We start from the raw sequence: 23,737 nt of genomic DNA on the forward strand, positions 1-23,737 counted from the left end.
TCATCCATGCAGAATAAAAATAACCCTTTTAGGCTAAGCATGCGCCCGCAATGGCTAGCACGAATCATTGAAACAGCGCTTGGCCTTGCGAAACTCGCGCAAATCTATGATGACCGTCCTCACTACACTGATGATGGTAAAACCGCCTTAAATTTTTTGCGCTATACCATGCGCAGCTTAGATTTTTCTTTTCTGGCCAACAATCCGGAAGCCCTCAAGGAAATACCAGAACAAGGACCACTGTTGATTGTGGCTAACCACCCTCTCGGCGGACTAGAAGGTGTAGCAATGAGCGAACTATTATTGCAAGTTCGCCCCGACCTGAAAGTGCTTACCAATGAATTACTGGCTAACATTCCCGAGTTTAAGGATTTATTTATCGGCGTAGATGTACTCTCTGAACAGGCAGCCAAAAAGAATGCCCGTGGAATTCGACTGTCTTGTCAGCACCTCTCCAAAGGTGGCGCTTTAATGATTTATCCCGCTGGTATGGTATCGGCGATTAACACTGGAAATCGCCAAATAGAAGACCGCGAATGGAACAATTTGGTCGGTCGTTTGGCCAAACGTTATCAAGCTCAGATATTACCCTGCTTTGTTAGCGGCCGTAACTCCACCTTATTTTATCTTTCGGGCTTAATCCATCGTCGCTTACGCACCGCTTTACTCCCTCGCGAACTGGTCAATAAACGTGGTCGCGAATTCACGATGCAAGTGGGCGAATTAATTAAAGCCAAAGACTATCAAGACCTCAGTGATCAGCAGGCTGTCACTGACTACCTGCGTGTCGCTACTGATTTACTCAGTTTACCTATCAGCCAAACAACTACAACCGTGGCCAAACATCCTCCTTTACACCTTGTGGAGTGTTTACCTAATGGCCGCCAAGACTTACGCAAGCAACTCGACAATCTAGAAGATTGTATGCTGGTCACACACCGTAATTTTAGCGTTTATTGTGCTCCCTACTCGCGCCTTGGACCAATCATGGACGAGATAGCCTTAGCGCGAGAGGTGACTTTTAGGGCTGCTGGTGAAGGCACAGGCAACAACATCGATAGCGACCAGTTTGACCCCAATTACCTACACTTATTTGTATGGGATAACGATAGTCATTGCTTAGTGGGGGGTTATCGCTTGGGGCACGCCAACGAAATCGTTGCTCAACATGGTATTAATGCTCTGTATAGCCGTTCTTTGTATGACTTTGACCACAACTATTTAAAACGCATGGGCGATTGTTTAGAGATGGGCCGTTCATTTGTGGTACCTAAATACCAGCGACACCCGCGCGCCCTCGACTTATTGTGGCAAGGTATTGGCCACTACGTGGCGAAACATCCGCAATATCACACACTATTTGGCTGTGTCAGTATTTCCCAAGAACATTCTGAGCTGGCACAAGCCTTCATCTCAGACTCTATGATTTCAGCCTTTCGTGCCGAGCAACGTTACTTAAACGATGTAAAACCGATGGTGCCTCTTAAGGTGAAAGGCAAAGTATGGACCAGTAAGGTGCTGGCTTCTCTGAGCAATATCGCCATTTTAAACAAACTAGTTGGCCAATGTGAGCCCGGTAAAACCATTCCTATTTTGCTGCGCCATTACTTAGCCTTAAATGGCCGTTTTGTCTGTTTTTCGGTGAATAACAGCTTTAATCAGTCATTAGATGGATTGATTATTGTTGATCTAAGAAAGACACCTGAGAAATATTTGCGTCGTTACCTCGGTCAAACAGGTAGTCAACGATTTTTGAACAAATGGAGAAACAATGAAGCAGCTGCGTGAGGCGACCGTAGAAGCACTACAACAAGTGCAACAATTGGTGGAAGCAAGTGATGAAGCACTCTATAACCAGCCATCATTACACAGTGAATCAGGTATTGGTCGTCATGTTCGCCACATTTTAGATCACTTTCTCGCGCTACAACTCGGTTTGGAGCAAGGCAACATTGATTACAATACTCGCCATCGTGATAGCGACATTGAAAATAATCCAAGCCTTGCACTCCAACTGATTGAACAGCTATCTGCTTGGATATTGCACCCAACATCAGCCATCATCGAACGTGCCGTTACGGTTGAATCTGAAGTGTCTTTAAAGCAGCAATACAGCATGCAATTTGATAGCAGCTTAAGCCGTGAACTTTGCTACTTAATTAATCACACGGTGCACCATGTCGCTTACGCAAAGCTAGTCGCTAAAGAGTTAAGCTTACCAGTAAGCGACAGCGTGGGCATTGCCCCTAGCACTGCAAGTTACCTCCGCCAACAAGGGACTTAGCATGTGCACACTCAGTGTTCTTCGTCTTACAGACCATACTGTAATCACCATGAATCGCGATGAAGCGCGAAGCCGTCACGAGGCTGGCATGAAGCGCCAACACCAGGGTAAGCAGCAGCAGCTTTATCCGGTCGACGGCCAAGCAGGTGGCAGCTGGTTCGGCATCAATAATCATGGGGTGGTACTGGCGCTGCTCAACCGTTATCAAGATCCTCAGCGTAGCGAAGCTCCCACTCGCGGACAGATAATACCCCAGGCATTAGCCTATGGTTCGGCTATCTCAGTAAGCCAGCATCTAGCCGCTCAAGACTATCAGCTTTATAACCCTTTTGATTTGGTGTTTATCGCAGCAACTATCAGCCAGCATTTCAGCTGGAACGGCCAACAATTAACCCTGACGAACTTAGACCAAAGCGCCTTCCAATTCAGCTCGTCAGCGATTAATACTGAGCAAGTATTATCAAGCCGCAAGCAACGTTTTGACCAGTGGTTACAGCATACTCTGTCTGCCAGTGCGACATCTGTATTACAAGAGATTCACCTGCAACAATGCCAGAAAAATCGCCAACACTCGGTGTTAATGGACCGCCACGATGCCCACAGCAAAAGTATTTGCCAAGTGCAGCTAGGAGCCAATACTAGCCAATTTGACTACTACCCAGAACAAAGTTTACAGGCTTGGCGAGAACAGCTACACCAACCACAACAGACGGCTTCGCTAGCATCGCTAAGCAAACAACAGCATCTGTTTCAACTGATTAATCCCGCTTTAATCGATGAGGTATCATCATGAAAAAACTGCTTTTAGTATTACTGTTTGTATCTGGCTATAGTTTTGCCGCCGATCCCATTTACACCCCTTGGTTTAATAACCTTGCCATTAAAGGTTACGACAGTGTGGCTTATTTCACTGATAATAAGCCCATAGAAGGCAGTGAACAATTTGAATATCAATGGCAAGGCGCCACTTGGCGATTTAGTAGTGCTCACAATTTGGCGCTGTTTAAAGCCGATCCTGAACAGTATGCCCCGCAGTATGGTGGCTACTGCGCCTACGCCGTCGCTAAAGGTAAAACGGCGAGTATCGAGCCTGAGCAATTTACCGTCCTAAATGGCAAGCTCTATCTTAATTACAACGCCAGTGTGCAACAAAAATGGCAAGCTGAGCGTGATAGCTACATAGAAAAAGCTGACAAAAACTGGCCTAAAGTACTCAATGATTAAACACTATCAAAAACTGGTTAATCAGCTAAGTCCTTGGCAAATAGCGTTGTTAGCGGCGCTACTTTACGGCGCTTGGGCGGCTTTTGTAAATAGTGAATATGGCAGCAATATCGCATTTAAAGCCGGCATTGTTCAGGGCAGTTATGCTTTTGGCTCTACTTGGTTAATTAGCTTTATCGCTAAATCGGTCTTGCAACACTGGGGGTATAGCCAAGCCGTTCGCTGCTTGGCTATGGCGGTCAGCTGGTTAGTGATGTTGTTTATTCCGGTCACCTTACATACTTGGCAACAGACCCCTGACTTAATTGAAGCGATGTTACCCGGCCTAGCCATTGGTAGTGTGTATTTATGGACTTATTGCTTTCAATTAGAAGCCAAGCCAGCCAGCACTTAACCCATGTCTTACTCGCGTTTGTTAGTTTTACTGTCTGGATGTTGTACCGTTTGAAGGTAGGCATAATCTAGCTTGCCTTGCTCCTCTTTCGCCCTACGCCTTTGTCTCTGATAGAGGCGTAGGCGTTTTACTTTTTCTTCCTGAGGGTTAGTCCAAGCCAGGTATAACAATCCACCGAGAGAGATCATACTCATCGCACTTAACAGGGCGGTGACCGATGACTCGGCGACACTAGTGGTTAATATCATATTCAGAATATGCACAAAGGCGATGACCGTTAATAATAAACGACCATGCAGGCTGCTATAAAGCAGAGAATAAGCGGCCAGTAAACTTAAAAACAATACCACTAGGGCGAGCTCAAAGCGTAACGGAAATATCCATATTCGATGCAGCAAGTTTTGCTCAGCAAAGCCCCCCCCTAAGGCTGTGGCGAGAAAAGCCAAGAAGGCACAACAAACAAAAATATTAATGGCATATTTGAGCGACTTGATATGTGTCATGACTCACCCTCAAACACCGTTCTCACTAAGCTTACTATAAACTATAATGTAAATAGTACTGATAAAAATCCACTCAGATCATGCTTAAAGCAATCGCTCTTGAACAGTCTGCTTGAAGGCAATCGACAAAAAAGCAGCGACAGAGACAATCACCGTGAGCCTCACCATTAGGGTTTAGATAAATGCTAGCAGTAAAGCTTAGCTGTCTACATCAAGTACTGCGCGATTACGCCCTTGATGCTTGGCTTTATACAGGCAGTTGTCCGCCAGCTCTAATAGGCTGGCAGATTCAATTACGTCTTTAGGGTCAACCAATACTCCGCCTAAGCTGATGGTGAGTACTGAGCCTACTAGAGAGCCCTTATGTTCTAACTGTAAATTAGCGACTTGCTTAACGATCCGTTCAGCCATTAGTGGTAACTCATGGGCGTCTACATTACATAACAACAAAGCAAACTCTTCACCGCCGACTCTAGCCACGCAGTCTTCACTGCGCTTAACCACTGATACCAAGGCATGAGCGACCTGTTTTAAGGCTTCGTCACCCTGAGGGTGGCCATAATGATCGTTATAAGCTTTGAAGTAATCAATGTCAGCCATCATCACCGCGATTTTCGAACCGTGCCTCCGAGCACTCGCGATCGCCCGATTAAGCTCCCTTTTAAACGGGCGTCGATTAACCAAGCCGGTTAGTTCATCCGTTTCAGCTAACACTTGTAAGCGTTCATTCACTTGCAATAGCTCATTTTGCAAATGGGCCATGGCTGAGTCATTTTTGTCTTTAATGATGAGTCCACTGATAGCGGCAGCAAATTGACTCAACAAAATGATTTTATAATTCGGCCAAATAGAACAACTATTTAAACTAGTACAGGTTAATAAGCCAAAGGCTTTATTACCATCGCTTAACGGAAAAGTAGCCAAGGATTTTACCCCACGGCTCTTTAGTAATTGATACTCTTTCGGGGCCTGATATTTAAGCTCGCTGAGATCACTGACCAGAGTCGGTGATAGGTCGATTAAACGATGCTTTAATTCGTCTAAGCGACTTAAGTTGATCGGTTTAGTCGCTCTGGCGTGCCCAGCCGCACTCCAGCTCACTTTGCCAATGGCTTGCTGGCGCTCAAACTCAAATATATCGACTCGATCCACTGCAAATAGACGACCAATAACCGCCGTGGTTTGCTGTAGCAGTGCTTTCGCATTGGTCGATTTTAAACTCAGAAAAGATAGCGATAACTCTGATAATTGCTGACTCGCTTCATTTTGCCAATTCAATACCGCGGTACGTTGATCAATGGTTTCTTCAAGCGCTTGACGGTGTTGATGTAATTGCTGCTCGGCTTCTAACCTAGCATCAAGGCCACGCTGTAATCGCTGTTGTAATTGCTGCATTGAACTAGCCACTAAGCCAATTTCATCTTTACGTTGCAGCAATTTACTGGGGAGCTGTACCAGCTGTTGTTGTTCAGTGAAAATTTGGTCGGCTACCTCGGCCAGACGCCGTAAGTCACTCGTGACAATTCTTCCTACCAACAACAAAATAATTAGGCTCATCAAAAAAGTTTTCAAGCCATTAGTTAACAGAATCACCAATAGTTGCTCTGCGATATCTTGCTTAACTAAAGACAAATCTAAGCCTACGCTAAGTTGTCCAAGATGCTGTAGTTGGTAAACTAAGGGGTATACATGAAACTGTTGGCTAATATCAGCCTTGCCCAACTTCATGGTGATACCATCATCGGTTTGTAGATTAACCGTTGCCACATATTGCTGCTTTGAAAAACCCAGCAAAAGGTCATCTAACAAGGCATAATCCACATCCCAAATTGCCTGCTCAATAGCCGGTTTGTTGGCTTGACTATACTTGCTCAAATTAGCTTCGGTTTGCTTCACCGCGGCATAATAGTTAAACGCCAGCTGCGCTGCTACCGATAACAAGGCAAACAGGGTGCTGGTACCAATAATTAATACCACTAAACGTTTACCGATGGGCCCGCGCAACCTAAATGCGTTTTTTTCCATAGAGGTTATCGCACTACCTGATGGTCAGAACCAAGTTGATGACTTTGCAACAAGCTTTCAAAAGGGATATTACTCCAGTCCTTGGATTTTAGCTGCTGATAGAACGGCGTATTCACTTGTAATAATTGGAACATCGGGGCATTAATTTTACTTGGGAGTGAGCGCCCCGCAGCATGATGATAGATCAGCGAAAGCCCCCACCCTGCAGCAATAAAATGTCCGCCACCCAAAGCACTGATATCGCCTTTCTCAAGCAAGCTAAGCGCTTGCTCTGAGGTATTCACTGTCCCAACATAAATGTCTTTTCCTGGTTCGAGTCCAGCCTCTTGAATCGCCGCTAAACTGCCAAATGCCATATGATCGTTAGCCGTCCACAGATATTTGAGCTGAGGATAACGCTTTAACAATACACGCGTTTGTTGATAGCTACGCAACTCTTCCCATTGCCCATAAACGATTTGTTTTACTTGAAGGTTAGCCTGTTGCTGGAAGAACCCCACAGCGCCAGCTTCTCGCTCTATTGATGCAGGGGTCGCTTTATCACCTGAAATCAATACTACTTGCCCAGGCTGGGCTCCTGCTTTGTTATACATTTCTTTGGCAGTTTGTTGGCCTATCCAATAATTATTGGGTACTAAGCAACTCAACAAGTATTTCTGCCAATGCGGGTTTTGGCTACGTAATTGTTGCTGCTGTAAATCAAGATCATTTAGCAGTACCACCACATACACCGGCAAGCCCTCTAACAAAGTGAGCATTCGTGGTAAGGCATTTTTCTCATTTACTAGCATGACATAATCAGGCAAACGCTGTTGGTTGATCATTTCCTCTAAGTGCTTAATCATTGAGTAATGATTACGTTGTGAGTGAAACGTGCGTAGCCGAATGCCTAAACGTTTAGCCGCTGCTTCAGCATAGAGATCCACATCAGACCAAAAGCTCTCATCAGCTTTACCGGGATTTAAAAACACCACTGAAGGCTGTGCCCAAGCTAGCGACCAGCCAAAAAACATCAAGCTCAGTAATATTCTTCTCAAGGTCTATTCACCCATAGGTATAAGTAATTGCTTATATAAAACTATAAACCACCCTACAAATTTAGCCTGTTTAGTTACACCAACAGGCCAATGAACGTCAATTAATCATAAAAAAAGCGCCAATTGGCGCTTATTCGGGAAATAGCATTACAAATTCAAGCGATGATGGCTGGCTGCACGCCGCAAAAAACTGTCTATACCACAGTGTCAAGGTGCTCTAATTAAGCCAGTTTCTCATTTAACTTTGGGTTAACTAGAGATAGCGCCATCAATAGAAATGGCAGTGCCATCAGGGCGGCTAATTGCTCGCTTATGGTTAAGCCGCTCACCCCAAAAGCCCCCACTAAACAGGCTGAACCGGTCATTTGCACAAACCCCAGCAATGCCGATGCGGTCCCAGCTTTATCACCGAAAGGGGATAATGCGCTGCCAGTGCCAACCGCAATGAGAAAGCAGAAGCCAATGCTAGAGACAAATACCGGCGCCATAAAGGCCAGTGGATGCAATATCTCTTGTGCCAAGATTAAGGCCACCGCCGATGCCCCCATTAAGCAAGCCCCTAACCACAAACCAACTGTTTGTCCCAAGCATTTAATCGCTTGAGGGGCTAAAAATGCGGCAATAATATTAATCAAGGCATTGGCGCCAAACCACAAGGCATAATCGCCACTGGACAGTTGCATATCCACCATTAGCCGGCCAGGAGATTGCGAAACATAGGCAATGATCATGGCCATGCCTAACATCACTAATAGTGAATAGAAGCGAAAACTACTCACCTTCAAAACGCTACCGTAGCGGCTCAAAGAGTATAAACGCCCACTAAACTGACTATCTTGAGGTTTGGTTTCTTTTAGCATCACCAGCATGGCCAATAACACCACCACTGCAAAACCAACCATAAACCAAAAGTTAGCCGACCAAGACCACCAGTGGGTCAATACGCCTCCTAGCAGCGGAGCTAAGGCAGGCACGATGCATATCACCCCATTAAGGTAACTAAAGATGCTTTTAGAGCGTTCAGTGCCAAAGTGATCACGCACCCCAGCAAAAGCTGCAACTGACAAACAACTGGCAGCAATACCTTGGCCTAAGCGCGCTAACATCAATACCTCATAGCTAGCAGCCAGCGCCGCTATGGCCGAGGTCACAACATAAATCACCGCCCCCAACAAGGCTACAGGTCGGCGCCCGTATAGGTCAGCCAGCGGCCCAACAAGTAGCTGGCCAATACCAAACGCAAATAAAAACACCGGAATAGTTTGAGTTATCCATGCGACAGGCACTTGAAAAGACGCCGCCATTTGCGGAATAGCGGGTAAAAAGATATCGATAGCTAGGGGCGAAAACAGCACCATCAACATAAACAAGGGTAAAGGATTAGACAAACGCATTCACAACTCCTAAATCTGGGCGCGTATTGTAAAACCGCTATATTATGAATGGTAATGATGATTTGGATTCAGCCTAAGTCCCAATAGGAATATTATGTCTCAGCAATATGACTTAAATTTACTGCCGGTTTTACTCACCTTGCTCGAAGAGCAAAGTGTCTCTCGTGCTGCTGATAAACTATTCCTAAGCCAATCAGCCGTTAGCAAACAGTTGGCTAAGCTTCGCCTACAACTTAATGACCCGCTATTTGTGAGGCATGCAGGGGGGTTAAGCCCAACACCACGAGTGCGTAACTTAGAGCCTAAACTCCGGCAATGGTTACAAAACGCCAATCAAATCATTGAAGCTGAGGGCTTTGACCCCAATACCAGCCAGCGTAACTTTAACTGCTGTTTAAATGAAACCAGCTTTGCCACCTTGTTACCGCGTTTTTTTGGCAAACTGATGCAACAAGCACCAGGCCTTAAATTAGATACCCATCGTTTAGATAATAAAAGCATTGAAGGCCTAATAAAGGGAACATTCGATTTAGCCATTTTAGCGCGTGACAATGACCAGCGTGCGCCTCGAGAGTATCAAAGTAAACAAGTACCTAGCCAGCTACAGACCATTGAATTGTACAAAGAAGATCACGTTTGTTTAGTCAGGAACAACCACCCAGCCTTACAGCAACCATGGGACTTATCCGCTTATTTAGAGCAAGCCCATGTCAATTGTGAATGCGAGGTTGGCCCGCATTGGTTATTACATAAAGTGTTAGCCGAGCAAGGGCTACATATAGAAAACAGCAGCTTAACCGCAGACTTTTTTGCCGCAGCCCTACTCTGTCAATCAAGCGACTTAGTGTTCACCTGTACCCGCAGTTTTGCCAATGTAGTGAGCGGCACTCATCAGCTGGAGATCCTGCCCTTACCGGTAAAAATGGAGCCCTTTAGTTACTTATTGGCATGGCCTCAGCACCTAGAACAAGACCATGCTCACCGCTGGTTGCGCCAGCTCATTATTGAACATTGCCAGCAAACCACTTAAGTACTTTCATCTTGATTTAGTTTAAGTTTTTTAGCTAAGGGCTCGATAGCAGCGCCTTGTATCAACACCGAATACAGCACCACAAAAAACACCATATGCAACATCTCTAAAGAGCCTTCTACTCCAGCGGCGGCGGGGATCAAAGCAAACACGATAGGTGTTGCCCCCTTCAAACCGATAGAGGAGATAAATAGGCGTTTTTTCCAAGACGCTTGGCGAAACGGCAAATAACACAACTGCACAGCCAATGGCCTAGCGACTAACATCAATAATGCGCTGGGTATCAAGGCTAGCCAAACCACTTCGAGTAGTTGTTGAGGGAAAATTTGCAGCCCCAAAATAATAAACATCACCGATTGAGCTAACCATGAAATGCTATTAAAGAAGTGCTTATTAACTTCTTTACCGCGTTTAAGCCCATTGCCAATCACCACGCCCGCTACGTATGAAGCGATTAGAATATTTCCCCCAGCAAATTCACTGCCATAGGTGGCTAATATGAAGCACGCCAACACAAACACTGGAATCAAACCATACTCTTGCAAACTGATGCGCCGCAGGGCCAGCACACATAATTTGCCCATAACATAACCAATACCAACGCCCGCTAGTACCTGTATGCCTAAGGTTTGGCTTATTTGCATCACCGAAACACCGCTATCGGGAGCTAACGACAAGCCAGTTAGTATGACGACCATAATTAAAGCGACCGGGTCATTGGTAGCCGATTCAAATTCTAAAACGGTGTCGGTGCTTTCTTTTAGTTTTAGTTTTTTAGATTCAAGAATAGAGAATACCGCTGCGGCATCGGTTGACGAAATCACTGCCGCAAATAACAAACAATAGATAAAGTCATAATCAAATAAAACATAGAAGATCACGGCAAAAATCAGTGAAGTGAATACCACGCCAAAAGAAGACAACACTCCGCCCTCTTTATAGGCCACTTTAATGCTACTAATCGGCGTATTAATGCCTCCGACAAAAACAATAATGTTTAAAGCGAAAGAACCCACCAGAGAAGAGACCTGCAAATTGTCATACACAAAATTGAACTCGCCATTACCCACCGTAAGGCCCACGCCCATAAAAATCAGTAACGAAGGGATGCCCAGGGTACGTGAAGGGTGATGTAATAAAATGCCGACGGCAATAAGCCCCGCAAGGCCAAGTAATATCAATTGATAGGGCATAGCAACTCCAAAAGATGTTTAAGCCATAATAGCATAGCTAAGATGTTGAATTTTGGTCCTTAAGCAATTTAAGTTTAAGCGTATTTGTTACTCCCCGGCGTTAACTGTTAGCCCGTTCTTTAGCGCTCTGTTAAAACATCACCTAAATACACACCTACCGGCTTGGCTTACTACACCCGCCAGATCCGTAACACTGATAGGTTTATTCCTCACTCGTTGAGCGACACCACAAGATTTGGGTTTAGGTGCTTTTTCGGCCAATAATAAAGGCTAGAATCGCCACGCAATTTTAGCCACTTATGGTAAATATTCACTGGCTCACCATGTTTTTCTCTTCTGCACAAAAAAAATTGCTGAACCACCGACAATACACGATAAAAGTTAAGCACTTAAGGACAAAGTATGCGATGTTAGACGGATACGCATTCACGGAGGATCAGAATGGCGCAGTTGTCGTTTAAACTAAAATTGTTAATCAGTATCACGCTACTATTTATTTGCTTGTTAAGCAGCATGTTAATCTTTGGAGGTGCTTCGCTAAGTGCCGAGCAAGCCGCCGCAGCTAGCCAGCTAGATGCCCGTCAACTTCAAGACTTATTCGCCCAAACAACCGCAGATGCACATAGTACTATGCTATTGATCGCGGTGATTGGTGGAGCCATAGCGCTTTTCATTATTTCACGCATTGTACAAAGCTTTTTAGACCCATTAGCGGAAGTGACTCGCCGCATTGGTTACCTAGCAGGTAATGATGGAGACTTGACACTCAAGCTCGATATTCAAGGTCATCAAGAGCTGGTCAACATGTCCGGTGAGTTTAATGCCTTTACCGAAAAGCTACGCTTAATGGTTAACGAGCTGCAAAAACAATCTGACCACCTCACTCAAGGCTCACTCACCCTAGCCAAGAATGCAGAATCAGCTGGAGAAGCTAGTCGCTTACAACATAGCGAAACCGACAATGTTGCCACTGCAGTAAACCAAATGTCTTCGACAGCCAGTAATGTTGCTGAGTTAGCCAACGGTACCGCCAGCAATGCGCAACAAGCAGAGCAGCAACTAAGCCAAACTCAACAAGAGTTTCAAAGCTCGGTAGAGCAGATCCGCAATGTATCTGGCAGTATGGAAGGCATTAGTGAGCGCATCACTAAGGTCGCAGGGCGTAGCCAAGATATTAACAGCATCTTAGAAACTATTCGTGGTATTGCCGAGCAAACTAACTTACTGGCTCTCAACGCAGCCATTGAAGCCGCAAGGGCTGGTGAGCAAGGAAGAGGTTTTGCGGTGGTGGCCGATGAAGTGAGAAACTTAGCAGGCAGAACCCAAAGCTCTACCGAAGAAATTAATCAACTGATTCAAGCACTACAAAGTGATGTAAATGCCACCGTTGATTTAATTGCTACGAGCCGCGAGCAAGTTAACAGCACAGCCAAAGACACTGAAGCCAGCTATGAACAGTTGCATACCGTTGTGGCCAGCATCGCGGCCATCAATGACAATGCCGCTCAAGTGGCTACTGCTGCTGAAGAGCAAAGCCATGTCAGCGCTGATATTAATCGCAACATTACCGGTATTGGCGAAGCGGCTGGAGTGCAAAACTCTCTGGCACACGACATCGAAACCCTTAGTGGCGAATTATCACAAGTGGCTAACCTACTTAACCAACAGCTTTCAACATTAAAAGCAGAATAAGTCCCTCGACGTCGCTAAAGGCTAGTTATTAGCCTTTAGCGATAGCACCATCGCTTGCTATACCTATTGATTCTTGGCTTAAGCTAGCCGCTGAATCGCCAGCAATCCCTCCTTTGTGAATCTAAAGCAGTACTTCCTCCTGCCATGCGTGAGCTAGCGTTTTGCTGTTGCGCACACATTTTGTGTAGGGGCTGGTCTATCCTTAAGGTGAACACGTCTAAAGAAGACGTTAATCTCGAGATTGGAGGTGCATTATGACCATGACTCTACAGTTTTTAGGTGCTACCGAAGAGGTGACCGGCTCTTGTCATCTGCTCTCGATAAATGGCAAAAACGTATTATTAGATTGTGGTCTAATTCAAGGCAGTAAAGCCGACGCATTACGCAATCACCAAGCCTTCTCTTTCGATCCTAATAACATCGATGCGGTTATTCTGAGTCATGCGCATATCGACCACTCAGGCAGGATCCCCCAGCTAGTAAAATCAGGTTTTAACGGACCTATCTATACTCATAAAGCCTCTGCAGAGCTTTGTGCAATCATGCTCAAAGATGCCGCGATGCTGCAACAACGTGATACCGAGAGACAAAACAAAAAACGAATTAAAAACAATCTTCCTGAGCTTGAAATACTGTTTAATGAAGACGATGTCGCACAAACGGTTAAACAATTCTATCCCTTGAGTTACGGGCAGAAGGTGGAGGTACTTCCGCAACTCACTATTCAGCTATCTGATGCCGGACATATTCTAGGCTCAGCCATTGTTGAACTCTGGATAAGTGAAATAGGCACTCAGAAAAAGCTGGTGTTTAGCGGTGACTTAGGGCGTGAAGGCATGCCAATATTGAACGACCCAGTGGTTATTAAGCAGGCTGATTTAGTCCTAATGGAAAGCACCTACGGTAACCGTTTACACCGTTCTTGGGACGACACCATTAACGAACTTGAGCAAATATTCTCAGCCGCTATTAGCGGCAGCCGAGGTAATATTCTACTTCCAGCCTTTTCAGTCGGTCGCGCTCAAGAGCTACTGTATTTATTTCATTTATATGCCAAACAGTGGGATTTATCACGCTGGAAGATTTGCTTAGATAGCCCAATGGCAATTGAGGCCACCAAAGTTTATATCAACAATTATCCGGTGATGGACGATGACTTTAAACGCTTTACCCGCCAGCATCCAGGAGAGCACCCGCTACTGTCAAATATAGAGTTTATTCAAAGTACTGAAGAGTCGATGGAACTGAATGACATTAGCCAAGGTTTAATCATTATTGCTGGCAGCGGTATGTGTAATGGCGGTCGGATCCGCTGCCATTTAGAGCACAATCTATGGCGCAGTGAATGTGATGTAATTATTTGCGGCTATCAAGCGCTAAGCACCCCTGGGCGCCTATTAGTCGATGGCGTAGACCACCTCACCATTCACGGTAAACCGGTTAAAGTAGCCGCTAAACTACACACGGTAGGTGGTTTATCAGCACATGCCGACCAAGCAGAGCTAATGCATTGGTATCAACAGTTTGAGGATGCCCCGCCTCTGATTCTAGTACATGGGGAAGCAAGTGCTCAGCAAGGCTTGATCGAGGCAATCCAAGCCTCATCGGCGATTCGACCACACTCGATAATAACGGCAAAACGGGGGGATAAGTTAGATATCAGCGCCTTACCTGAATTAGTTTGGTTGCCCTAAGCCACTACAGCACATACTCATAAATGGCAGCAAAGTGGCAGGCACATCCTGCCACTACAAATACATGCCAAATGGCGTGGGTGTAGGCTTTATGTTTGGCCACATAAAACATCGCACCAACACTAAACAATAAGCCCCCTGCTGCAATTAACCACAAGCCACCTGCCTGTATATGCTGATACATAGGGTAGGCCAATACTAAGGCCAACCACCCCATGGCCAAATAAGTGGTCAGCGACACTTTGGGAAAGCGAGTGCCTGTAAGCAACTTGAAGCCCACTCCGAAGGCTGCGAGGGTCCAAATAACAATCATCGAAACCAGTGATAACCAGCCATCAAAAGCAATCAGTAAAATGGGAGTGTAGGTTCCGGCGATCAGCAAATAAATAGCCGAGTGATCAAACAGTTTTAAACCGGCTTTCCAAGCCTGATTGGGCACCGCATGGTAAAGCGAAGAAGCCAAAAATAACAAAATCAGCGAACCGCCATAAACGCCAACAGCACTAAGCTCCAGCAGCCCTTTAGCTTTACCAACAAGCATCACTAAGCCCAAGATGGCAATCAGCAAACCGAGTAAGTGAGACACTACATTGAGCATTTCTTCTCTAGCAGAGTAACTAGTGGGGACAAGCATGTCGTGACCTACATTTTTAATCTTGGCTACTACCTTAATATTTCAGCGTACACTTGTACACTGAAACATTTTAACAAGCAATATGGAAAATGAGTAGCTACAACTTAAACCCGCAACACAGCAATAAAGACATACCGCATGTAGGAGATGAAGCCAGCCACAAAACGTCAACTATTAACAATAAAGTAAACATCGCGAATTTAACGTGACTTGTTTTTAGTGGCCAACTACGCCCGCAAAAACATTTGCTTATCCTATACTAAGATGGCACTGAAAAATTGGCGCTTCACAGATAGAGGACGATGGATGAAACAACAGTTACCACTGGCCTTAGCCAAATCTTTAGCTATCAGTGAAGACCTTAGTCAGCTGCAGTTTCAACAGCTGCTTAAAAACATCAGCGATGACCCTCAATTAAAACAGTTTGCTCCTGATGGTGTTTGCCAAATCGACCCACGCAACGGCAATTTGGTGATCTACAATTCAGCGAGAGCCAAACGGGTACACACCACCGCTAAACCCGTGGCCACGCATCAAGATAGCCAATGCCCGATTTGTGAAGGGAAAAGCGCCGACATTTTAGATATTGCCGAGCACAGTGAAGGCTTTACCTTCATTAATAAAAATCTCTATCCTATTTTTCATCCCATTGAAAACCTCCCCTATGAAGAGGCTGACTATTTCCAACATCAGGATCCCGAGCATCTAGGTCGCGCTTCTTATGGTTTTCACCTACTGCAATGGACGTCATCCATTCATAACAAAGACTGGCAAAACCTGCCCTTTAATGACGCACTAATTAGCTTTAAGCGCTTAGCTTTTTTAGAAAAAAGCTTACTTAATCAACCCACTGATTTCATGGCTCGCTCTGAAACCCAATTAGCTCAAGAGTCGGTAAGTGGTTACGTATCGATCATCAAAAACTATGGTGCAACCGCAGGTGCTTCTTTGGTGCATGGCCACCAGCAAATTGCTTACAGTAATATTTTGCCGCAGCATTTCTTCAATAATCTGCGTTTTAGGAAGCGGCATAATAAATCGTTCAGTCAGTATATGATTGAAGAAAACCCCACTGAGCTGCTAGTAAAGGATTATGGCGAATGGCAACTAATGGTACCGTATTTTATGAAGCGCCCGTTGGACATGTTGCTAATAGTTAAAGATGCTAACAAGCGTTACCTTCATCAATTAACCGAGCTAGAACAGCAGCAATTGGTGTTAGGATTACAGCAGGCTATTCAAGCTATTTTAACATTAATGCAGCAAATGGACATCAGCCCAGCTTACAACATGATTGTGAATAATGGCCCTGGTTGTGGGCTATATGTTGAGTTTCTACCCAAAACCCAAATGATGGGAGGTTATGAGCAAATAGGCTTGTTTGTTTGCCAAGCTAATGCAGCCGACTCGGCTGAGTTGTTGCGTCAGCACATTTGCCTACCCAAAGATAAGTAACAAAATTTTTCACTGTGTAAATACTAATGCAATGCTCAACAATACAGCCCTAAAATCATGAAAATGTCATATAAATCAAAACAATGACATTTTTTTAAATATTATAATAATCTTTAGTTTAAGCGCATTGTTAGTGTAATATTCTTCCCGCAAAATCTGCATTGGTGGGCGTTTACCGTCCATATTTTGAGTTAAATAGACCAATTGCAGTAGCGAGAAAAAAATGGAAATATCTCATCCAACCACCATCAGAGTGGGTAAAAATGACTATGACTACAATGTTATTTCGGTAACAAAAACCTATGGTGGATCCAAACAATTTAGCGACGGAACCAACATCTATTTGGAAGACAATAATGGCAAAGTTGAAACCATGGGCATTGATTTTAAGCCCGATATTCCGCCATCAACTCGGCTAATTTCAACCCTATGGGGCGAAGACAAAAAAACAAAGAAAACCTTTCGCTTCGGCTACTACATTCATTCAAATGATTTCTTAGGTTATACCACCAATCAGAACAGCCAAAATGCGGCTAAGCGAATTATTCCTCTGCAAGGCATTGCGCAAAAATTGGAAAAATGGCGCTTAGTAATCACTGGCCTTTTAGCCGTAATATTTGCTTGGACCGCTTTTTGGGTAAACCCTGAATTTAGCGTTAGCGGTCTCCTTAATTTTTTACGATCTATCCCTTTTGTGCTTTGGGATACTCCCATACTGATCTCTGAGCTAAGCCAGTACGGTAGCAATTACGGCAATAGCTACGGTAGAGCCTTCTTGGGTTTAATTGCAGGTTTTGCTTTAAGTAAAGCAATTATTAGCTTTTCAGTGGGTCGGCTGCGTAACAAATTGCGTTTAGCATTTGGTAGCTCATTAGAAAAGCAGCTCCCAAGCATTTTTGCTAATGCCGATAAACCTAGCGAATCAACACCAATGTCCAGTAGTACAAACGCTGCAAGCTCAGATGTAAAAACCGACGCAGACGGCTACCAAACTCTTATTTAATCCAAGATATCGTTTAAGGAACTCACATGTCTTTTGAACATGGCTCACTCGACTTAGGGATCCGCAATCCCTTTCGCTTTGAAGGCACCTTGCGTGCCATTCGTGGCGGCATAACAGCACTACTTGGCTTACTCTCGTTACTAAACGTGGCCAGTGCAGTACAAACTCACCCTATTACTGGCTGGACATTCGCTTTAATTGGCTTTGTGTTAATGGCCAATGGCTTATGGACATTAGGCCGCGGCTTAATGCAAGTAATGCGTTTTTACGTGGGTCGCTCGGCGCCTACGTCATTGTCTTTCAATCACGCTAAGTCAGAGCAAGACAGCGCAAATCGTGAACGCCAAGACGTGGCCTACGATCAGCAGCAAATTGAATCCATGCTGGTTGGCAGCAAAAACTACACCTTTAAGGAACCCGTAGGTTTAGTCGCTCGACTACTACACACGCTGTTTCCTAAAATCACCTTTGTGCCTTACCCTATTCAAAACTTAGCACAGCGCGTTGTTGGCGCACTGGTACAAACCCTTGTTGCCCTTTTTGGTTTTGCCATTTTAAGCTTTGTTACTTCGGTAGGTTTAGCGGGTGATAAAGCCACTATTTTAATGCCATTTTTTGCCTTTACCCTGCTGTGCTATGTGGCACTAGTGTGGTTTAGAGCGGGCCGCCCACTTAACCGTCGTTTAGGCCGTGGTATTGAAACAGTAAGTGCCTTTGGTTTTGTGAAAATGGTGGCGGTGTGCGTGAGCGTACCGGTTATCATCAACATAATACTGGGTAAAATATTTTCCTACGAACTAGAAAAATATCAAGAGGTTATTGCTGCTCAACTACGTGGTTTAGAAATAGAAGCTGAATTAAATGAAGGCATGGTTTGGGCCACTCAAATGCTCGACCTTGCCTACAACAGCTACAGCAACGCTACCTGGCTGGGCCTAATTTTTGTATTTGCAATCATTAGCTGTGGCTTAGTACTAGGGTTAACCGCCTTACGCGCCAAACAGGCAAACCCAACCACCGAGATCACTGACAAGCTGCCTCGCACCAGCGAAGTAGGTGCCCGCCCAATGGATATATTCAACGAATTTAACCATCAGGTAATGGAACGCCGCCGCTACAAGAAAGTACCAAACCGAATTTATAAACCGCTAAGTGCCAGACAAAACCCTAACAATGGCGAATTTGATGGCGAGCTGATTCAAGAAACGCAACCGAAAACGGTAGAGAAAACAGACGAACCAGTAAGCAAAAAAATGCGCATCGCGTCTACCAGCCTTGCCCAAGCCTTACTCATGATAGCTACCTTATTGGTATTTTACGCACTCACCCCACTCACCACTTATACCAGCTTTTACGATGGCGTAGTGTTTGACTTACTGGACGACCAAACCGGACCCGCGTTTGTACAAACCAGCATTGAAAGCTTTTTTACCGTACTTAGCTTATTGGTCGCCGCTAGCATTTGCGCCATTTTTGGTCGCCTGCTTAGCAACCTAAGCCATCCGTTTTGGAGCGAAATTCAGTTTGAATCGAGCTTGGTTTACTTTAAGTGTAAAGGTACGGTTAAAGAAGATACCCGCACCTTTGGTAAAGGCTTCAACGACAGCACCAGCCTAGAGACGAGTGTGTTTACCTCAACCATTCAGCCGCGTTTATTTGTAACGCGTGTTATCAGCTCTACCTTTGCAGGTATCGGTAATACCAACTTAATGTTCCCACGCCATATCATGACCATGCATGGCGATGAAAACTTAGCTGATGAACTGCACCATGAGTTAATGCACAGCATTGGCAACCGCGCTGGCACCGCAGCAATGAATGATGAGCAGCGTAAAGTGGTAGAGGAATACAACAGCTCAAACCTAGAAATGAAGGCAAAGTCTGCCCCAGAGCGCCTAGCCAATCGCAGTAGCGAACAAAGTTTAAGTGCACCCGAAGATCATGTAACGTTTTCTCAGCGTAAAGAAAGTGAATACGAACCAGAAGCCACTACCGAGAATTAGTGAGTCCCCACCAAGCTAAAAAAGACTAGCCGCTCTTACCTAGAGCGGCTTTTTTATCGCTAAAGCTTAAAGGTTTTCACTTTACTTTGCAGATCTTCAGCTTGAATTTGCAACTCACGAGACTGCTCCAAACCGTCGTTTACCCCTAAGGTTAACTGGTCACTTACGTCTTTAATCGACACCACATTTTGGGTGATTTCACTGGTCACATGGGTTTGCTCTTGTGCTGCGGTGGCTATTTGAGTTGCCATATCGCTGATCAGCGTCACCGCGTTGGTAATTTCTTCTAAGGCACTGGTGGCCTTATCCGCATCTTCAACCGAGCCACTGGCCAGTTTAGAGCTACTGCCCATTAAGGCTACCGCTCGTTCTGTGGTTTTTTGCAGGGTATCAATCGTGGTCTTAATTTCTACAGTAGAGGTATGGGTACGCTGTGACAATACCCGCACTTCGTCAGCGACTACCGCAAATCCGCGCCCTTGCTCTCCTGCACGTGCCGCTTCAATGGCGGCATTAAGTGCCAACAAGTTAGTTTGTTCAGCAATCCCCTGAATGGTGGCTAATACCGTGTTAATCTCTAGAGCGTGTTGGCTCAACTCAGCAATCACCGACCCCGCCTCTGTTACTTCGTTCGCCAAGGAATTAATCGAAGCCTTAGAGTTCATCACTAGTTCATGGCCACTGTTGGTGCTCACCGTAGAGTCTTGTGCAGCTTGAGCGGTGCGATCAGCATGAGAGGCAATCTCTTGAGTGGCTGAAGCCATCTCGGTTACCGCTGTTGCCACCATCGCAATCTCTTGCTGCTGACCTTCAATTTCAGACACCGACTGATTAGCCCGGTTAATGCCCACCTCTGATTGCTGAGCAAGTTTGCCCGACTGCACTTGAATATGGCTAATCAGCTGTTGCAATGATTCAACAAAGGTATTGAAATTAGCCGCTAAGTCACCCACTTCATCTTGATTGTCAATCTCAATACGCTGAGTTAAATCGCCATTACCTTGAGCAAACTCTGCCAAGGCGTCTGACACTTTACCAAGTGGTCTAAATAAAACATTACACAGTAGGTTAAATAAAATCACACAGACAACCACCACCAGCAGGGTGACAATAACTTGGCCAATCACCGCATCAAACAAAGGCGCGACTAGCGAATCGTAATTAACCACACTCACGGTGACGAGGCCTGTACCCGCAATGTCGCGAGCAAAAATAACAAAGGCTTCGCCGTCGATAACTATCGACATATATTTGGCTGAAGAAGCGGCTTTTTTTACATCATTAAAATTTAAACCCAAACGGCTAATGCTTTGATTTAGCAGGTTAGCATCGGGATGAACAAATACATTGCCTTGCTTATTAGCAATAAACATATAACCATCGCCCGGTAAAATAACCTGCTCTAAGCTATTAAGAATATCGGTGATTTCAACGTCTGCGCCCAAAACGACTTGTTGGCCGTTGAGTGTTAAGGCTTTACCCAAAGAGACAACATTAGCCCCGGTTGCCGCTGCAACCGTGGGATTGTCCATGAACACCTTGTTAGGTGCTGCTAGCGCATTAATATACCAGCCCCACTTGCGAGGGTCGTCGTTACCTGCTGGCAATACCACGCCATTTGGATTTTTCTGAGAGCCGTCTGGATAGGCTAAAAATACATTGTCAAAAGCAGCAGCATCGCGTACTTGGGCTAAATGTTTCACTATCTGTTTTTCATCGGCATCGCTAGACAATGAAGTTAGTGAGCGTTCTTTTGATAACAACCAGTCTGACACGTATTGGTTGTAGGACGCTGACGCGCTTAGCAAACGTTGCTCAACATCATATTTTAAGCGCTCTAAAGACGCCCGAAATGACAAGCCTTCAACCAAAAAGCCACCGAGAATAATCGCTAAGCTAGCAGAGATTGCCAACTTATTTTTTAAAGAAAGGTTTTTAAACATGTAAGGCCTTAACAAGGGGATAAAATGGACGTCACTAAATTATAACTTAGCTTAATGACGGGTGAGTAGATTAAGCTCCCACAACCGTTATTTTTCTTAGGCTTAGGGTAATATGATAACACCGTAAATACAGCATCGACCCCTCCTTTTCCTAACGAATAGCCACCACCAGCTTGACCATAAAATAATCTAAGGCTTGAGTTAATGACCCAAGATACGGCAGAATTGAAAACAGCATTTCATCATACTGCAGTTGCAAACATTGACCACTAACAGCCAAAGCTTACAAACACAATTCGAACGACTTAAACGCAACAAGCTGTTTGAGCTATTTGTGATATCCGTCATTCTCGTTTCAGCCCTGCTAATCGGTGCTAAAACCTATGCACTGCCCCCCGCAGTGGTGACCGCCACCATCGTTTTAGATTACATCATTACCCTGTTCTTTTTAGTCGAAATTAGTATCCGCTTCATCGCCGAACCTAACAAAAAGCGCTTCTTTAATAACTTCTGGAACGTGTTTGATACGCTGATTGTGTTGATTAGCCTGGTGCCCATAGACAATTCTGAACTGGCGGTAATCGGCCGTTTGATAAGAGTATTTAGAGTACTGCGGATGGTGTCAGTCATTCCAGAGCTACGTATTCTATTAACCTCATTGGTTAAATCACTGCCCCAGTTAGGCTACGTGATGTTGCTAATGTTTATTATTTTTTATATCTATGCCGCGATTGGCAGCACCTTATTCGAACAGATAAACCCCACGCTGTGGGGAGACATTGCTATATCTATGCTAACCCTATTTAGAATAATGACCTTTGAAGATTGGACCGACGTGATGTATGAAACCATGGCGGTGTATAGTTTTAGCTGGAGCTATTACCTAAGCTTTATCTTCCTCTCTGCCTTCGCCTTTCTCAACATGGTCATTGGTATCGTAGTAAACGTTATGGAGCAAGAGCACAGCAATGCCGCGCAAGAAAAAAGCTTAGCCGAAGGCACCAATGAGCCGACTTTACGAGAGTTACAACAAGAGTTGGCCGAGATAAAAGCCCTCCTTAAGCAGCGCTGACCACATGCAACACAGCGCTTAACTGCACAGAACCGTTAAGCGTTGCTTCAACACTAAGCCAAGATCCGAGATAACAATCAAAGAAACTTGACCACAGTCAAAAACACAGTAATGATAATCATTCGCAATTGATATTTGGGAATGACAATGACAAAACTACCGCCTCCTGCTAACGCCAATCGAATCCACCTCAGCTTGTCAGTCGCTAAGTTACAACTACTGCTCGCCCAAGGGGCAATTTGCATAAACGATCTGGCAGACGTTCAAGCAGACGCGAAGCCAATCCTATGGCAGCTTTGCCTACAAAACTGTAAATCGGGTGCCTGCGAACGTCGCCCCAACGCGATGAATGATAAGCTTCAGCTCAAACTTAAACACCTCGATTAAGGCCCGTGAGACCAAGCCTAATTGGCTTATTTTTGGCCAACATGAGATAATAAGCGTTCTTAATAAGCAAAAGGAGTAAGCTAATCTCTATTAAAAAATTAGATGGCCCAAATACTACCACCCGAAACACTCTCAAATACATGTTAAAAATCAGCTAGATATCTCAGCCTCCCCCGAAGATATTTGGTCTAATTTAGTTCACGCGCCAGATTGGCCAACGTGGCGCCGCAATACCACCTCAGTACAAATTATCGATGGCAACGGCCAAGCTTTATCTAAAGGCGCTATTTTCTATTGGCAAACCCCGTTAACCACCATAAAAGGCACTGTGGTCGAATTTACCCCCAATAAACGGCTGGCATGGAAGGGGGAAATAGGCACTTCAGATATGTATCATGCATGGGTGCTGCAACCTTCAAATAAAGGCTGTAAAGTTATTACCGAAGCGACTCAGCGCAATGGCATAACGTGGCTAAGTAAATACTTTATGGCAAACAAAATTCAAGCCTATCACCGTAAATGGCTAGAGCAGATAAAGCAGCAGGTTTGCTAACTCTTTCGAAAATCAATACTGCTTATGGCCTGTTGAAGTGAGTGTCAGCAATATCGCTGGCACATTTATTTAAAGGTTTACTCTGTCTAAAGTGCTGTTGACACGATTTATTCCACAAGCTTCATCTAACACCAGCCATTACCACTAGAAACGGCACCGAGATAATCTGTACACTACCCTTTAGTATCGACTCTGCTTAACAACCAGCCATGAGTAA

At 44.9% G+C, this 23,737-nt stretch carries 21 protein-coding genes; 14 read left to right on the plus strand and 7 right to left on the minus strand.

Features of this window, described 5'->3' with window-relative positions:
* Positions 1–6 precede the first annotated feature (6 nt).
* From M0C34_RS19650 to M0C34_RS19670, 5 genes are read left to right on the plus strand one after another with little or no spacing between them, the layout of a single operon-like run.
* Complete coding sequence (locus M0C34_RS19650; protein ID WP_248713349.1) at positions 7–1,788, plus strand: lysophospholipid acyltransferase family protein; 1,782 nt, start codon at positions 7–9, stop codon at positions 1,786–1,788.
* Positions 1,772–2,284, plus strand: coding sequence for a DinB family protein (locus tag M0C34_RS19655; protein WP_248713350.1), 513 nt, complete (start codon positions 1,772–1,774; stop codon positions 2,282–2,284). The genes M0C34_RS19650 and M0C34_RS19655 overlap by 17 nt, the downstream gene beginning before the upstream one ends.
* Before the next feature lies 1 nt (position 2,285).
* Positions 2,286–3,077: an NRDE family protein gene (locus M0C34_RS19660; RefSeq protein WP_248713351.1), complete on the plus strand. Its 792-nt coding sequence runs from the start codon at positions 2,286–2,288 to the stop codon at positions 3,075–3,077.
* On the plus strand, positions 3,074–3,508 hold the full coding sequence (locus tag M0C34_RS19665) for a YHS domain-containing (seleno)protein (RefSeq protein WP_248713352.1): 435 nt from the start codon (positions 3,074–3,076) through the stop codon (positions 3,506–3,508). The genes M0C34_RS19660 and M0C34_RS19665 overlap by 4 nt, the downstream gene beginning before the upstream one ends.
* Positions 3,501–3,902, plus strand: a complete 402-nt coding sequence (locus M0C34_RS19670) for a hypothetical protein (protein ID WP_248713353.1) — start codon at positions 3,501–3,503, stop codon at positions 3,900–3,902. The genes M0C34_RS19665 and M0C34_RS19670 overlap by 8 nt, the downstream gene beginning before the upstream one ends.
* Before the next feature lie 8 nt (positions 3,903–3,910).
* Here M0C34_RS19670 and M0C34_RS19675 read toward each other — a convergent pair whose 3' ends face one another.
* From M0C34_RS19675 to M0C34_RS19690, 4 genes are all read right to left on the minus strand, one after another.
* Positions 3,911–4,405 carry a hypothetical protein gene (locus M0C34_RS19675; protein WP_248713354.1) on the minus strand — a complete coding sequence of 165 codons (495 nt, stop codon included), beginning with the start codon at positions 4,403–4,405 and terminating at the stop codon, positions 3,911–3,913.
* Between the two features lie 198 nt (positions 4,406–4,603).
* Positions 4,604–6,430, minus strand: coding sequence for a sensor domain-containing diguanylate cyclase (locus M0C34_RS19680; RefSeq protein ID WP_248713355.1), 1,827 nt, complete (start codon positions 6,428–6,430; stop codon positions 4,604–4,606).
* A 5-nt stretch (positions 6,431–6,435) separates the two neighbouring features.
* Positions 6,436–7,467, minus strand: coding sequence for an ABC transporter substrate-binding protein (locus tag M0C34_RS19685; RefSeq protein ID WP_248713356.1), 1,032 nt, complete (start codon positions 7,465–7,467; stop codon positions 6,436–6,438).
* Positions 7,468–7,688: 221 nt separating this feature from the next.
* Complete coding sequence (locus tag M0C34_RS19690; RefSeq protein WP_248713357.1) at positions 7,689–8,861, minus strand: multidrug effflux MFS transporter; 1,173 nt, start codon at positions 8,859–8,861, stop codon at positions 7,689–7,691.
* A gap of 94 nt (positions 8,862–8,955) precedes the next feature.
* Between M0C34_RS19690 and M0C34_RS19695 the strand changes: the two genes are divergently transcribed.
* Entirely contained in the window at positions 8,956–9,891 is a 936-nt protein-coding gene (locus M0C34_RS19695) for a LysR family transcriptional regulator (protein WP_248713358.1), read from the plus strand.
* Here the strand turns inward: M0C34_RS19695 and M0C34_RS19700 are convergent.
* Complete coding sequence (locus M0C34_RS19700; RefSeq protein ID WP_248713359.1) at positions 9,888–11,084, minus strand: potassium/proton antiporter; 1,197 nt, start codon at positions 11,082–11,084, stop codon at positions 9,888–9,890. The two genes, M0C34_RS19695 and M0C34_RS19700, sit on opposite strands and share 4 nt — an antisense overlap.
* Before the next feature lie 441 nt (positions 11,085–11,525).
* Here M0C34_RS19700 and M0C34_RS19705 point away from each other — a divergent pair, with 441 nt between their 5' ends.
* Positions 11,526–12,776 (plus strand): methyl-accepting chemotaxis protein, encoded by a 1,251-nt coding sequence (locus tag M0C34_RS19705; protein ID WP_248713360.1) that lies wholly within the window; start codon positions 11,526–11,528, stop codon positions 12,774–12,776.
* Between the two features lie 254 nt (positions 12,777–13,030).
* Entirely contained in the window at positions 13,031–14,470 is a 1,440-nt protein-coding gene (locus M0C34_RS19710; protein ID WP_248713361.1) for an MBL fold metallo-hydrolase RNA specificity domain-containing protein, read from the plus strand.
* A 4-nt stretch (positions 14,471–14,474) separates the two neighbouring features.
* Here the strand turns inward: M0C34_RS19710 and trhA are convergent, their stop codons facing one another.
* Positions 14,475–15,104: a PAQR family membrane homeostasis protein TrhA gene (gene trhA, locus M0C34_RS19715; RefSeq protein WP_248713362.1), complete on the minus strand. Its 630-nt coding sequence runs from the start codon at positions 15,102–15,104 to the stop codon at positions 14,475–14,477.
* Between the two features lie 306 nt (positions 15,105–15,410).
* Here trhA and M0C34_RS19720 point away from each other — a divergent pair, with 306 nt between their 5' ends.
* The 3 genes from M0C34_RS19720 to M0C34_RS19730 all read left to right on the plus strand — a co-directional run bounded on the left by M0C34_RS19720 (position 15,411) and on the right by M0C34_RS19730 (position 19,565).
* On the plus strand, positions 15,411–16,559 hold the full coding sequence (locus tag M0C34_RS19720; RefSeq protein ID WP_248713363.1) for a hypothetical protein: 1,149 nt from the start codon (positions 15,411–15,413) through the stop codon (positions 16,557–16,559).
* A 223-nt stretch (positions 16,560–16,782) separates the two neighbouring features.
* Positions 16,783–17,562, plus strand: a complete 780-nt coding sequence (locus M0C34_RS19725; protein WP_248713364.1) for a hypothetical protein — start codon at positions 16,783–16,785, stop codon at positions 17,560–17,562.
* Positions 17,563–17,588: 26 nt separating this feature from the next.
* Positions 17,589–19,565 carry a hypothetical protein gene (locus M0C34_RS19730; RefSeq protein ID WP_248713365.1) on the plus strand — a complete coding sequence of 659 codons (1,977 nt, stop codon included), beginning with the start codon at positions 17,589–17,591 and terminating at the stop codon, positions 19,563–19,565.
* 59 nt (positions 19,566–19,624) lie between these two features.
* On the opposite strand, the gene M0C34_RS19735 is transcribed toward M0C34_RS19730, so the two are convergent.
* Positions 19,625–21,508: a methyl-accepting chemotaxis protein gene (locus tag M0C34_RS19735; RefSeq protein WP_248713366.1), complete on the minus strand. Its 1,884-nt coding sequence runs from the start codon at positions 21,506–21,508 to the stop codon at positions 19,625–19,627.
* 262 nt (positions 21,509–21,770) lie between these two features.
* On the opposite strand from M0C34_RS19735, the gene M0C34_RS19740 reads away from it, so the two are divergent.
* From M0C34_RS19740 to M0C34_RS19750, 3 genes are all read left to right on the plus strand, one after another.
* The gene (locus M0C34_RS19740) at positions 21,771–22,580 is read left to right on the plus strand and encodes an ion transporter (RefSeq protein ID WP_248713367.1); all 810 of its coding nucleotides are present in this window, start codon (positions 21,771–21,773) and stop codon (positions 22,578–22,580) included.
* A 147-nt stretch (positions 22,581–22,727) separates the two neighbouring features.
* Complete coding sequence (locus M0C34_RS19745) at positions 22,728–22,967, plus strand: hypothetical protein (protein WP_248713368.1); 240 nt, start codon at positions 22,728–22,730, stop codon at positions 22,965–22,967.
* Positions 22,968–23,103: 136 nt separating this feature from the next.
* Positions 23,104–23,520: an SRPBCC domain-containing protein gene (locus M0C34_RS19750; protein WP_256469395.1), complete on the plus strand. Its 417-nt coding sequence runs from the start codon at positions 23,104–23,106 to the stop codon at positions 23,518–23,520.
* The last annotated feature ends 217 nt before the right edge of the window (positions 23,521–23,737 follow it).

The sequence above is a fragment of the Agarivorans sp. TSD2052 genome, from assembly GCF_023238625.1.
Classification (GTDB): domain Bacteria; phylum Pseudomonadota; class Gammaproteobacteria; order Enterobacterales; family Celerinatantimonadaceae; genus Agarivorans.